The organism is Thermoanaerobacter sp. CM-CNRG TB177 (assembly GCF_018588165.1).
In the GTDB taxonomy this organism is placed as follows: Bacteria; Bacillota; Thermoanaerobacteria; order Thermoanaerobacterales; family Thermoanaerobacteraceae; genus Thermoanaerobacter; species Thermoanaerobacter thermocopriae.
The window spans coordinates 44199-57182 of the sequence record NZ_JAFCAC010000071.1; the positions used below are offsets into that span (position 1 = coordinate 44199).

Annotated in this window: 13 protein-coding genes; all 13 read left to right on the plus strand. The window is 31.5% G+C overall.

The annotated features are described in order from the left end of the window. Window positions 1–35 precede the first annotated feature (35 nt). The 13 genes from I4N53_RS08655 to spoIIM all read left to right on the plus strand — a co-directional run bounded on the left by I4N53_RS08655 (window position 36) and on the right by spoIIM (window position 12963). The gene (locus tag I4N53_RS08655; protein ID WP_028991927.1) at window positions 36–887 is read left to right on the plus strand and encodes an NAD(+)/NADH kinase; all 852 of its coding nucleotides are present in this window, start codon (window positions 36–38) and stop codon (window positions 885–887) included. Between the two features lie 21 nt (window positions 888–908). Continuing rightward, window positions 909–1361: an arginine repressor gene (locus I4N53_RS08660; protein ID WP_173571576.1), complete on the plus strand. Its 453-nt coding sequence runs from the start codon at window positions 909–911 to the stop codon at window positions 1359–1361. A gap of 17 nt (window positions 1362–1378) precedes the next feature. Further along, window positions 1379–3079 carry a DNA repair protein RecN gene (gene recN, locus I4N53_RS08665; RefSeq protein WP_028991926.1) on the plus strand — a complete coding sequence of 567 codons (1701 nt, stop codon included), beginning with the start codon at window positions 1379–1381 and terminating at the stop codon, window positions 3077–3079. A 118-nt stretch (window positions 3080–3197) separates the two neighbouring features. Further along, window positions 3198–4511 carry a SpoIVB peptidase gene (gene spoIVB, locus I4N53_RS08670; protein ID WP_013150278.1) on the plus strand — a complete coding sequence of 438 codons (1314 nt, stop codon included), beginning with the start codon at window positions 3198–3200 and terminating at the stop codon, window positions 4509–4511. Window positions 4512–4595: 84 nt separating this feature from the next. Further along, window positions 4596–5378: a sporulation transcription factor Spo0A gene (gene spo0A, locus I4N53_RS08675; RefSeq protein ID WP_012995164.1), complete on the plus strand. Its 783-nt coding sequence runs from the start codon at window positions 4596–4598 to the stop codon at window positions 5376–5378. A 205-nt stretch (window positions 5379–5583) separates the two neighbouring features. Continuing rightward, the gene (gene steA, locus I4N53_RS08680; protein WP_003871238.1) at window positions 5584–6705 is read left to right on the plus strand and encodes a putative cytokinetic ring protein SteA; all 1122 of its coding nucleotides are present in this window, start codon (window positions 5584–5586) and stop codon (window positions 6703–6705) included. 12 nt (window positions 6706–6717) lie between these two features. Further along, a complete protein-coding gene (locus tag I4N53_RS08685) occupies window positions 6718–7644 on the plus strand; it encodes a copper transporter (RefSeq protein ID WP_214496046.1) in 927 nt (308 codons plus the stop codon). A 10-nt stretch (window positions 7645–7654) separates the two neighbouring features. Continuing rightward, window positions 7655–8341: a glycosyltransferase family 2 protein gene (locus tag I4N53_RS08690; protein WP_004396342.1), complete on the plus strand. Its 687-nt coding sequence runs from the start codon at window positions 7655–7657 to the stop codon at window positions 8339–8341. A gap of 11 nt (window positions 8342–8352) precedes the next feature. Beyond that, window positions 8353–9165: a UDP-N-acetylmuramyl pentapeptide phosphotransferase gene (locus I4N53_RS08695; protein WP_003871241.1), complete on the plus strand. Its 813-nt coding sequence runs from the start codon at window positions 8353–8355 to the stop codon at window positions 9163–9165. Between the two features lies 1 nt (window position 9166). Continuing rightward, entirely contained in the window at window positions 9167–10243 is a 1077-nt protein-coding gene (locus I4N53_RS08700; protein ID WP_214496047.1) for a DUF3866 family protein, read from the plus strand. Window positions 10244–10565: 322 nt separating this feature from the next. Continuing rightward, window positions 10566–11105, plus strand: coding sequence for an NUDIX hydrolase (locus tag I4N53_RS08705; RefSeq protein WP_214496048.1), 540 nt, complete (start codon window positions 10566–10568; stop codon window positions 11103–11105). Beyond that, on the plus strand, window positions 11102–12274 hold the full coding sequence (locus I4N53_RS08710; RefSeq protein ID WP_214496049.1) for an endonuclease Q family protein: 1173 nt from the start codon (window positions 11102–11104) through the stop codon (window positions 12272–12274). The genes I4N53_RS08705 and I4N53_RS08710 overlap by 4 nt, the downstream gene beginning before the upstream one ends. A 65-nt stretch (window positions 12275–12339) precedes the next feature. Next, window positions 12340–12963 carry a stage II sporulation protein M gene (spoIIM, locus tag I4N53_RS08715; RefSeq protein WP_214496050.1) on the plus strand — a complete coding sequence of 208 codons (624 nt, stop codon included), beginning with the start codon at window positions 12340–12342 and terminating at the stop codon, window positions 12961–12963. Window positions 12964–12984 lie beyond the last annotated feature (21 nt).

Genomic DNA, 12984 nt, shown 5'->3' on the forward strand with positions numbered 1-12984 from the left:
TTTTTGTAGAATATGATAAATGTGGTGATATTATGATGAAAAAAGTCGGTGTTATTCCCAATATTAATAAAGATAAAGACTTAGAAGTAACTAAATCCATTGTAAAATGGCTACTGGAGCATGATTCTGAGCCATATCTTAACGAAATAGTTGCTTCTAAAATGGGTTATGATAAATACGGTAAAAAATCCACAGATATATATAGTAAGTCCGATTTTATAATTGCACTAGGAGGAGATGGCACTATTTTAAATGTAGCGAGGCTTTGTGCACCTTTTGGCACGCCTATTTTTGCCGTAAATTTGGGTCACCTTGGATTTCTTACAGAGGTAGACATGAATGAGGCGTTTATTTCTTTAGATAAAATATATAAGGGAGAATATACAGTCGAAAAAAGGATGATGCTGGAAGCAAATATAGTTAAAAATGATATGGAAATCATTAATTTTAGAGCTTTAAATGATATTGTTATTACAAGAGGAGCTTTTTCAAGAATGGCTCGCATAAATGCCTATGTAAATAACAATTACGTAGATACCTATTTAGCAGATGGAGTAATAATTGCAACTCCTACTGGTTCAACTGCTTATTCGCTTTCGGCGGGCGGACCTATTGTATATCCTACTGTTGAAGTTATAATAATAACACCCATCTGCCCTCATACTTTGTATTCAAGGTCTATAATAGTTTTACCAGAGGATGTTATAAGATTGGAAATAAGCGAAGAAAATCACGATTTAATGATAACAACCGACGGGCAACAGGGATTTAAACTTGATTATAGAGATATAATTTACATTAAAAAGAGCAATGAATATACCAATCTTATAAAAGTAAAAAATACCAATTTTTTTGATTTGTTGAGGGACAAACTTACAGAAAGATAAAATGAGGTGATGGCTAATATGATGAAAATAGCTCGGCACGCTAAAATTCTTGAAATAATCTCTGAAAAAGAAATTGAAACACAGGAAGAGCTAGCAGCTGAACTTCAAAAGCAAGGTATTGATGTAACTCAGGCTACTGTGTCAAGAGATATAAAAGAATTAAGACTTATAAAAGTGTTAACAGAAGATGGGAAAAGATATAAATACGCACCGATGGGAAAAGTAGACAGCCATATCACAGATAGGCTAATGACTCTATTGTCTGAGTCTATAATTAGTGTTGATTATGCAGGAAATATCATAGTTATAAAAACGTTATCAGGCACAGCTCCTGCAGCAGCAGAAGCTATCGACACATTAAATTGGAATAATATAGTTGGCACATTAGCAGGAGATAATACTATTTTTGTTTTAGCGAGAAATGAAGAAGCTCTTCAAGAGTTGTTGGAGAAATTCAAAAAGTTAATTAAGTGATTTCTGGGGGTTTTGCTATGCTTTTAGCACTTAGCATTCAAAACGTTGCATTAATTGACAAGGCAGAGTTGCAATTTGAGGAAGGATTCAATGTATTAACGGGTGAGACAGGAGCAGGCAAATCTATAGTTATTGATTCGGTCTTGCTGCTTTTAGGCGGTCGGGGCAGCAAAGAGATAATACGCACAGGTGAAGAAAAAGCTATTGTAGAGGGCGTATTTTTTGTGGATTCCAATAAAGATAAAATTGTAGAAATTTTAGAAGAAATAGGTTTGGAGTTAGAAGAGGATGACACTTTAATAATAAATAGGGAAATTACAAAAAACGGAAGAAGTTATTGTAGAATAAATGGCAGAATAGTGCCTCTTTCTTTTTTGAGTAAAATAGGAGCTTTCTTAGTAGATATTTTAGGCCAACATGAGCATCAGTTTCTTTTAGACAATACTAAACATCTTTTTATCTTAGATAACTTTGGGGATGAGGAGTTTAAAGCTTTAAGAGAAAAATTTAAGGAGCTATTAAAAGAATACAACAGGATACAAAAAGAGATTTCAAGTTTTTTTAAAGATGAGAAAGAAAAAAATGAAACAATTGAGCTTTTGAAATATCAAATTGAAGAGATTGAAAGGGCAAGTTTAAGCGTAGAAGAAGAAAGTCAGTTGTTAGAAAAAAGAAATTTATTATTAAATTTCGAAAAATTATTCACCGCTATGAATTCTAGTTACAAAATTTTGTACGAAGGTAGTGGGAGCTTTTCTGTTTTAGATAATTTACATGTTGCAATTAAAAATTTAGAAACTGCTCTTACTATAGATGAAAAGTTAAAAATTTTGAAAGATAAATTGGAGAATATCCTATATGAATTAGAAGACTGTGCTTTGCAGATACGGGATTACTTGAAAGGCTTAGATTTTAACCAGCAAAGTTTAGAGGAAATTGAAATGCGATTAGATCAAATAAATTTCTTGAAAAGAAAATATGGACCTACAATACAGCAGATTTTAGAATTTAAAGAAAATAAAAAAAGGGAATTAGAGGATATATTAAATTTTGAAGAAAAGCAGCAAGAATTAAAGCTTAAGCAACAAAAATTATGGGAAAAAATTTTAGAAGTTGGTGAAGCATTACATCTCAAAAGGAAGCAAATGGCAGAAAATATAGAAAAAAATATAAATCAAATTTTAGTTGAACTTAATATGCCAAATGCTTATTTTAAGGTGAATATAGAAAAAATGGGAGAACCTACTGAAACTGGATTTGATAAGATTGAATTTTTAATCTCTACAAATAGAGGAGAGCCTCTAAAGCCTTTATCTAAAATTGCTTCTGGTGGTGAACTTTCAAGAATTATGCTGGCATTAAAAACTATTCTTGCTTCGGCAGATGGAATTTCTACTTTGATTTTCGACGAAGTTGATACGGGAATAAGCGGAAAAACTGCCCAATTAGTGGCGGAAAAAATGGCATATCTTTCTAAAAAACATCAATTGATCTGTGTTACTCACCTACCTCAAATTGCTTCTATGGCAGATACTCATTATCGAATTTCCAAAATAGAAAGAAAGGAAAGGACTTATATTAATGTGGAAAAACTTGATTATCAAGGAAAAATAAATGAATTAGCCCGTATTATGGGAGGCTCCCGTGTTACTCAGACTACTTTAGACCATTCAAAAGAATTACTAGATATTGCATCTCAATTTAAAAGCAAAATTTAATATTTTGGTTTGACCTCACTTCCTTTTACTATCGGCTAATATATTGACAGTATATAAAACTTTAAAAAAGGTTAAGTTAATTTTAGATTAAATAAGCCACAAAAAAGGAAGTGAGAAAATGCCAAAAAATACAGTAAAGTTGTTACTTTTTATATCCTTAAGCTTTTTTTTAGTATTTGCAAACTATTTTACTCCTATACAAGATATAGCAAAAACCCCCTCAAGTTTTAAATTTTTTCAAGGGGAAAAAGTCAATTATAACTTTAATATACCAATAAAAGTAAGTTTTCAGGCTGATAAAAAAGGTTTTTTGAAAATTAATGATACAGAAGGTAAAAATGTTTTAAATTTAAAAAAACCAATTACAATAGAAGCTGTAAACACCGGTACAGTAAATTTGGATTTTAAGCTATTTGGAATATTTCCTATAAAACATATTAGTGTCGATATTGTTCCGCCTACAAAAGTAGTTCCAGGCGGTCAAGCAATAGGGGTTAAGCTAAACACAAAAGGCGTATTAGTAGTAGGTTATTCAGATATAATGGGAGAGGATAGTAAAATTTATAGTCCTTATAAACAAGGAAAAATACAGATAGGAGATATAATATTAGAGGTCAACGGTAAGGAAATAAAACGTGCAGAAGACATTACTAACATTGCAAATAAATTAAAGGGAAAAGCTTTAAAATTAAAAATAAACAGGAAAAACCACATTTTTTATACTAGTATTTGTCCTGTAAAATCAAAAGAGGATAAACAATACAGAATAGGTCTTTGGGTAAGAGATCACACTGCTGGTATAGGAACCTTAACCTTTTATTATCCTACGACAAAGATATATGGAGCTTTAGGCCATGCTATAACTGATGTAGACACTGGGCACATGTTATCAGTAGAAAACGGTGAGATTATGAATTCTCGAATTACTTCTATTGACCAGGGAAGAAGAAGTAGGCCGGGGGAATTAAAAGGGATTTTTTTAGAAGAAGTTGATACAATCGGTAATATACTCAAAAATACTGAATTTGGAATTTATGGGAATATGTATAAAGATTTTAATAATGATTTGTATGGAGAGATTCCTATAGCATATCAAAGCCAAATAAAAGAAGGACCAGCGAAAATATTAGCTACCATTGATGGTACAGGTATACAGGAATTTGATATTGAAATTATCAAAAAAGTATATCAAGAAACTCCTAGTTCTAAAAGCATGATAATTAAGATTGTTGACAAGAATTTATTAAAAAAGACTGGAGGCATAATACAAGGTATGAGCGGTAGCCCTATTATACAAAATGGGAAACTGGTTGGAGCAGTTACTCACGTTTTTGTTAATGACCCAACAAAAGGTTATGCTGTTTATGCAGAATGGATGATGAGGGAAATGAATAATCTACTTAATAATAAACAGGTCTTTACAAATAATTAAAATTTTTCGGGAAAAAGAAGGAAATTCATATATTATGTAGAATAATAAATATTATACTAATATTAGCAATGGGAGGTTAAATAATTGGTTAAGAAAGTTAGAGTAGGAATAGCGGATGATAACAAAGAGTTTGCTACTATTTTAGCTGAGTATTTATCTACCCAAGAAAATATTGAAGTGGTAGGTGTTGCCAATGATGGCAACCAAGCAATTGAATTAATCAAAGATCATTCGCCGGATTTGTTAATTTTAGATATTATAATGCCATATTTAGACGGTATTGGTGTTTTGGAAAAGATAAATGAGGAACAATTAAAAAAGCCTAAAATTTTAGTTTTATCTGCTGTTGGCCAAGAAAAAATAACTCAACGAGCTATTGCCTTAGGAGCCGATTATTATATTTTAAAGCCGTTTGATTTAGCTATGCTATCAAAAAGGATTTCTGAAATTATGGAACCTGAGTTAGATGTAGTATCAAAGACTGTTTTTCCTGTGGTAAAGGCAAAGAAAAATTATGACCTTGAAGCGATGATTACAGAAATTATTCATGAGGTAGGAGTACCAGCTCATATAAAAGGCTATATGTATCTAAGAGATGCTATTTCTCTTGTTATTAGCAATATGGAATATTTAAATTCTGTAACTAAAATGTTATATCCTAAAATTGCTGAAAAGTACAATACTACTCCTAGCAGAGTAGAAAGAGCTATAAGGCATGCAATAGAAGTTGCGTGGAGCAGGGGCAAAACAGAGGTTTTAAATGAACTTTTTGGATATACTATAAATGACGAAAAAGGTAAACCGACAAATTCTGAATTCATTGCGCTTATTGCTGATAAATTGAGGTTGGGGATGAAAGCAGGGTAAAAGGGGCAGATACCTGCTTTCTCTTTTTTAACCTCCCATTTAAAAATATGATAAACATAAAAGTAGAGCCCAAAATCCTTCTATTTGTTGAGGATTCAACAAGTGGAAGGATTTTTATGTAACTGAATAAAATGACTTTTTTATTTCATGTAAAAATTTTTTATGCTATAATAATAAGCGATGTTACTTTATGGAGGAAGCTTGTATGCAAATAACAGGTACAATTAAAATGGATAAAAGAACTAAAAATTTAGTAAAAAGACTAAATTCTGGAGAAATAGCTATAATTGACCATAGAGATATAGATGAAGTGGCTGCTGAATCCTTAGTTGAAAAAAAAGTTTTGGCAGTCATAAATGCTGATAAGTCTATAAGTGGCAGATATCCTAACATGGGGCCTTCTATTTTATGTGAGGCTGGAATTCCAATTATTGACGATGTTGGGAAGGATATTTTTGATTTGTTGAAAGAAAATGACAAAATCACTATAATAGATAATGAAATATATAAAGATGGTGTGTTTATAAAAAGCGGGAAACTTCTTACAAAGGACGTTATAAACTATAAATTGCAGGAAAGTCGCGAAAACATAGGTGTTGAATTAGATAAATTTATTGAAAATACATTGGAATATGCAAAAAAAGAAAAATATTTTATTTTGGGTGGTGTTGAATTACCTAATACTAAAACTCGTTTTAAAAATAGACATGCTCTTGTGGTTGTTAGAGGAAAGGATTACAAAGAAGATTTGTTTACAATAAAACAGTATATTAACGATGTAAAACCGATTTTAATAGGGGTAGATGGAGGGGCAGATGCTCTTTTAGAGTTTGGCCTTGTTCCTGACATAGTCATTGGAGATATGGACAGTGTAAGCGATGAGGCTTTAAAAAAGGCTAAGGAAATTATTGTTCATGCCTATCCCGACGGAAGAGCGCCGGGCTTGGAAAGAGTAACGGCATTAGGCCTTAAAGCGGAAATTTTTAAGGCTCCAGGTACAAGTGAAGATATAGCTATGCTTTTGGCTTTTGAAAAAGGTGCTGACTTAATTGTGGCTGTAGGGACCCATTCCAGCATGATTGATTTTCTGGAAAAAGGGAGAAAAGGAATGTCCAGCACTTTTTTAGTGCGATTAAAAGTAGGAGAAAAATTAATCGATGCCAAAGGAGTAAATAAGCTGTACAGAGAAACTTTTAAAATTTCTTATATATTTAGCATTATACTGGCAGCATTGATTCCTCTTGGAGTAATAGCGTATTTTTCACCACCTATGCAGCAGCTATTGAAACTATTACAACTTAGAATTCGCCTTTTAATCGGATTTTGAGGAGGACTTTCTATGAATATAAATATTAAATACTATGTTTTGACAATTGCTTCTATTTTTATTGCTTTAGGAATTGGAATTTTTATAGGTTTTATGTTAGATGGCCAAAAAGTTTTTTCAGAGCAACAAACTTCAATTATAAACGAGTTAGAACAAAAGTTTAAGGATTTACAAACAGAAAATAATAATTTAAAAAACACTGTTCAAGAGTTAAATAAACAGATAGGGTATTACAATCAATATCATCAAATTATTTTTCCTGAGTTAGTAGCTGATAGATTAACGGGAGTGAAAGTAGCGATTATTGAAACTACAAATGAGTTTATATATTCTGGCATGAGAAATGCTCTTTTAAAGGCAGGAGCTACTATTGAGTCGATTACTGTTATAAAAGACAGTTTTGATACTGGCGATGAATTGGAAGTGCAAAATTTAATAAACTTCCTTTCTAATAAATATGGAGTTACAGTAGACGAAAAGCATTTGAATGAATTTGTAGTTTCAAAATTAGCTAATGCAATTGTAACAGGTCAGGATGTGGACCTTATTAATTATTTAAAGACAAATGGTTATATAGATTTTACAGGGATTCCAGGTAATACAGATTTTGTAATTATAGCTGGAGGAAGTAATAATAAAGATAATAATGTAGCTTCTATAGATATTCCCATTATAAAACAAGTGAAGCTACTTAATGTTCCTATTGTAGGTGTTGAACAAAGTGATACTAAATATTCCTATATTGATGCGTATAAAAAACAGCATATTTCCACAATAGATAATGTGGAGGATATAATAGGGCAGACGTCGCTTATAATGGTAATGGAGGGTAAAGAAGGAAATTATGGAATTAAGCAAAGTGCAATGAGCTTAATGCCAGATTCTTTTATGAATACTGACAATTCTACACATAATTCCTCTGCTAATTCTAAAAAGTGAGGGTAGATAGATGAATAAAAAAGTTAGTGTATTGATACCTGCTTACAATGAAGAAGAAAGAATAATTGATACCATAAAGGGATTAAAAGATGTTGAAGAAGTTGATGAAGTCATCGTAATAAATGATGGCTCAACTGATAGTACTGCTGAAAAGGCAAGAAAAGCAGGAGCTAAAATAGTCAATATGAAGAGAAATGTTGGCAAAGGGACAGCTTTAAAAGAAGGCTTGAAATATGCAAAAAATGATGTGATAGTTTTTTTAGATGCAGATGTAGGCCTTTCGTCACGAGAAGTCAAAAAACTTATATTGCCTGTTCTTGAGGGAGAAGCAGATGTTACAATTGCTAAATTTCCAAAGACAAATATAAAAGCTGGATTTGGCTTTGTTAAAACTTTAGCCAGAAAAGGAGTAAAATACTTTACAGGATATGAAATTGAATCTGTCTTGTCAGGTCAAAGGGCTTTTAAAAAAGAGGTTTTAGAGAGTTTAAAAACTTTTTATAAAGGTTTTGGAATAGAAGTTGGTATGACAATAGATATATTAAAGAAAGGGTATAAAATAAAAGAAGTAGAAGTGAATATGACGCACTCTGTTACAGGGAGAAACTTGAAAGGCTTCCTGCACAGAGGTAAGCAGTTTTGGGATATACTAAAAGTATTAGTGTATAAGTTGTTTTCAAAGAATATTAAAGAATAGCAGGTGAGATAGTGTTTTGGACTAAAATATTAATTCCTTTAATAATGACAGTTATAACAAAAAAGCTTTTTTATAGCATTATTAACAAGCCTTTGTGTTTGAAGGAAAACTATAAAAAAGTTATGATACCTGTTTGTGGTGGTATTGTATTTGTTCCTGCTTTATTTGTGTCAATTGTACTTCTCAATTTATTTGGAGTTAGAATAGAATATCAAGAGGTAATTTTATTGAGCTTATCACTGATTTCTTTTGTCGGTTTTATAGATGATGTATTAGGAGACAGAAGTGTAAGAGGGCTAAAGGGTCATATAACTATGCTTTTAAAAGGAAAGCCTACTACAGGCAGTTTAAAGGCTTTATCAGGAATTTTAATTGCTTTTTATGTGAGTTTTAATGTTGGAAAAAATAATATAGAGGAATTGATAATAAATACCTTGATAATTGCACTTTTTACGAATTTTTTAAACCTTGTAGACTTGCGACCTGGAAGATGCGGAAAAACTTTTTTGGTTATTTCTTTAATTTTTCTAATAATCGGGAAAACCCATCCCCATTTCTTAGTCTTGCTGACTATGATTCTTTTAGTGTATTTTCCAGAAGATTTAAAAGCAAATGTGATGATGGGGGACACTGGATCAAATGTTTTAGGAATGTCTTTGGGAATAAGCAGTATTCTTATTTTTGATTTATATGGCAGGTTGATAATATTGGCGTTGCTAATTTTATTACATATTTTTACAGAAAAATATTCTTTAACTGCTTTAATCGAAAAAAATAAAGTCTTAAATTACCTCGATATGTTAGGAAGAAAAGGAGAAAGATAATGTGATTAGCGTTTATTTAGCTAAAGTAAGTAAAATTGTTGCACAAAGAGAAGGTATAACTGTTGTGGAAGTTGAGTCAGAGGGAGAAAAGGCGTTAGCTTTAAATTATGACGATATAACTGGTAAAATAGAAGTAGGAGATAAAGTTTATGTAAACCGAACTGCTCGCCTTTTAAATCTTGGGACAGGTGGCTATGACTTTATAGTTGTAAATCTCAAATACTCTGAATACGATGCTGTGGGAAATGGGCATATTATGAAATTGAGATACACGCCTTTTCAGATAAATATGTTGACTATGGAGGAGCAAAACAGTCCTTATCATACTGCTTTTGAAGAGTTTGAAAGTTTAGAAGATTTACCTGTAATAGTTGGAGAACTTCACAGTATGGTAGCCCCTGTAGCCTTAGTGCTAAAAAGTACAAATCCTAACCTTAAAATTACATATGTAATGACAGATGGTGGATGCCTACCTATAAGTTTTAGCAATACAGTTTTTGAACTTAAAAAGAGAGGAATAATAGATAATACAATTACAATTGGCCATGCTTTTGGAGGAGATTATGAATGTGTAAATATTTATACTGCTTTGATAGGTGCAAAAGAGGTATTACAAACAGACGTAGTTATAGTGGCAATGGGGCCAGGAATAGTAGGTACGGGAACTAAGTATGGTTTTTCAGGAGTAGAACAAGCCTATATAATAGATGCTGTAAATAAATTAGGAGGTAAGCCTATACTTATCCCAAGAATTGGATTTAATGATAAAAGACATAGACATCAAGGAATTAGTCACCATACTATAACTGTTTTAGAGCTGTGTAACAGCTCATGTGTTTTGACTTTTCCTACTCTGGAAGGAGAAAAAGAAAAAATAATAAAAGGGCAGATAAATTCAAATCCTGTATTTTCACGATATAGAATAGAATTTATTGAAGCTGAAATTATAAGAAAATATATAGAAGAAACTGACTTTAACTTGACAACAATGGGAAAAAACTATGAAAGTGAGCCAGACTTTTTTAATGCTTGTGGAGCTGCAGCCCTTTATGTGTCTTTTAAATTATTGGAAAGCTGATTTAATTACTTCGAGTCAGGGGTCAGCTTCCAGCATCCTTGCCTCTGCCTCGCTTTTGTCTCTCAGTCTCGCTAAGTTTAGCAACTGCTCTGTCAAGTTGCTTCTCTTGTGTAAGATGTTAACTAAATGAGTCTAATTCTTGACACGGATTACTTCTCCTAAAGTTTTGTATCTTTTATTTAGTTCCTTTAATAAAAATAATAGAGTAGAAAATTTTCCAGCATAATAAAGACTGTTTCCTATTATAATCATTTTATCACCTCATTTCTATAGTATGTTATGTAATTATTGCTAAAAATATACATAGAAAGGAAGATGAGTTTTGAAGCAAAAAGAAGTTACAGTCGGTACCAATAAGATTTTTGAAGGAAAAATAATAAATTTAAGAGTAGATGAGGTAAAATTGCCTAATGGAAAAGTTACTACGCGAGAAATAGTTGAGCATCCCGGCGGTGTATCCATAGTAGCAGTTACCGATAAAGAAAAAATTTTGTTAGTGAAGCAGTATAGAAAACCTGCTGAGGAATCTTTATTAGAGATACCGGCAGGAAAGTTAGAAAAAGGCGAAGAACCTTTGATTTGTGCTAAAAGGGAATTATTAGAAGAAACAGGTTATGAAGCAGGTTTTATGAAACATTTGATTACTTTTTATACTACTCCTGGATTTTCTGATGAAAAAATGTATTTGTATTTTGCAAAAGATTTAAAAAAATACACTGCTCAACCTGACGAGGACGAATTTTTAGAGGTATATGAGTATACTCCAGAGGAATTGTGGGAAATGATTTTGCAAAATCAGATAAAAGATTCTAAAACAATAATTGGAATTTTATATTATTTTAAAATGAGGAATAGCCTATGAGATTTTACGGAGATTTGCATGTTCATGTTGCAAGGAGTATAAAAGGAGCTCCTGTAAAAATTGCGGCCTCAAAAAATTTAACTGTTTTAAATATATTAGAAAAAAGTATATTAAAGGGAATTGATATAGTTGGCATTGTAGATGGCGCTTCTCCGCTTATTTTGGAGGAGCTAAAAGAATATATACAAGAAGGAATATTATTCTCCCTTGAAGAAGGAGGGCTTAGGTATAAAAATAAAGTTACTTTGATTTTAGGCTGCGAAATTGAAATTGGTAAAGAAGAAAAGGGCTCTCCCCACTTAACTTGTTATTTTAAAGATATTGAAAGCATTTCTCTATTTTCTCAAGAAATTTCTAAATACATAAAAAATATAAATTTAAGTTCTCAGCGAATAAATCTTACAAGTGTGCAAGTTGTTGAAATCGCAGAAAAATACAGCGGGGTTGTGATTCCCGCCCATGTTTTTACTCCCTTTAAAAGTTATTATGGCAGTTCTACTGATAGGCTTAAATATGTCTTTAAAGATTTTTATCAATATATTTATGGAGTAGAGTTAGGCCTTAGCGCGGACTCTGATATGGCTGATCAGATTGAGGAGTTACAAAATAAAACTTTTCTTTCCAATTCAGATGCCCATTCCTTAGAAAAAATAGCCAGAGAGTTTAATGTTTTTGATATAAAAGAGGCAAATTTTGAGGAGATTTTGTTGGCTATAAAAAGAGAAAAGGGAAGAGAAATTGTAAAAAATTATGGCTTAAATCCTAAATTAGGGAAATACCACAGAACTTTTTGCTTGGATTGTGGCTATATTGCAAAGGAAAAACCACCAGTTAAAAAATGCTTAAAATGTGGAAGCACAAATATAGTTTTAGGTGTAAAGGACAGAATAGAGGAAATTAAAGATTATGATACTACCCATCCTTCTTTTAGACCTTTATATATTTATCAAATCCCTTTAGAATTTATTCCTAATATTGGAAAAAAGTCTATCGAAAAATTAGTAAATTATTTTGGCAGTGAATTGTATGCTTTGCATGAAGCAGCTTATGAAGAATTGGAAAAAGTAGTGGGAACTTCTAATGCCCTAAATATTTTAAAGGCAAGAGAAGGAAAATTGGAGGTTTCAGCGGGAGGAGGGGGAATATACGGGAAAGTTACTATAACTTAAAGGAATATTGTCCCCTTTTGACTCATAAATTTAAATTAGCTTTATAAAAATAGGGGGCAATATTCTTGAAGTTTTTAAAAGGAAACCTTCATCTGCATATTAAAAATAATTTTTTGCTGTATGTGTTAGCTGTAATGTCATTAATGATAGGAGTAGCAGCGGGATCTTTTACTGTTAATAATCTAACTGATATACAGATGGAGCAAATAATAGGGTATATCTCAAAATTTTATCAAATTGCAAAATCTGTAAACTTGAATTCTACCCAAATTTTTAAACAGTCGCTTTTAAATAATTTTGTCACTGTTTTTGCTTTATGGATTTTAGGGGCTACAATTATAGGGATTCCTTTTATATTTTTGCTTGTTGGGGTAAGAGGTTTTATTTTAGGATTTTCTATTGGAATTTTGATAAAAGAATTTAAAACAAAAGGGATACTACTCGTATTGATGGGAATTTTGCCTCAAAATGTTTTTATCTTATTAGGAATCTTGTTTATATCTGTAACGGCTATTAATTTTTCTTTATATCTTTTGAAAAATCGCAAATTTTATTTTGAAGAATTAGTATCACAATTTGTATCTTATACTTTTATGGTGTATGCAGAATTTTTAGTTATATTGATAGGCTGCTTGATAGAATCTTATCTTTCACCTTATATATTACTATTGCCGATTTTTTCACCATAAAAGAAGGAAAATGACGATTTA

Excerpts from the sequence above, each read along its gene's own strand:
- I4N53_RS08655 (WP_028991927.1), top strand. The coding sequence starts at position 36 with ATGAAAAAAGTCGGTGTTATTCCCAATATTAATAAAGATAAAGACTTA.
- I4N53_RS08660 (WP_173571576.1), top strand. The coding sequence starts at position 909 with ATGAAAATAGCTCGGCACGCTAAAATTCTTGAAATAATCTCTGAAAAA.
- recN (WP_028991926.1), top strand. The coding sequence starts at position 1,379 with ATGCTTTTAGCACTTAGCATTCAAAACGTTGCATTAATTGACAAGGCA.
- spoIVB (WP_013150278.1), top strand. The coding sequence starts at position 3,198 with ATGCCAAAAAATACAGTAAAGTTGTTACTTTTTATATCCTTAAGCTTT.
- steA (WP_003871238.1), top strand. The coding sequence starts at position 5,584 with ATGCAAATAACAGGTACAATTAAAATGGATAAAAGAACTAAAAATTTA.
- I4N53_RS08685 (WP_214496046.1), top strand. The coding sequence starts at position 6,718 with ATGAATATAAATATTAAATACTATGTTTTGACAATTGCTTCTATTTTT.
- I4N53_RS08690 (WP_004396342.1), top strand. The coding sequence starts at position 7,655 with ATGAATAAAAAAGTTAGTGTATTGATACCTGCTTACAATGAAGAAGAA.
- I4N53_RS08710 (WP_214496049.1), top strand. The coding sequence starts at position 11,102 with ATGAGATTTTACGGAGATTTGCATGTTCATGTTGCAAGGAGTATAAAA.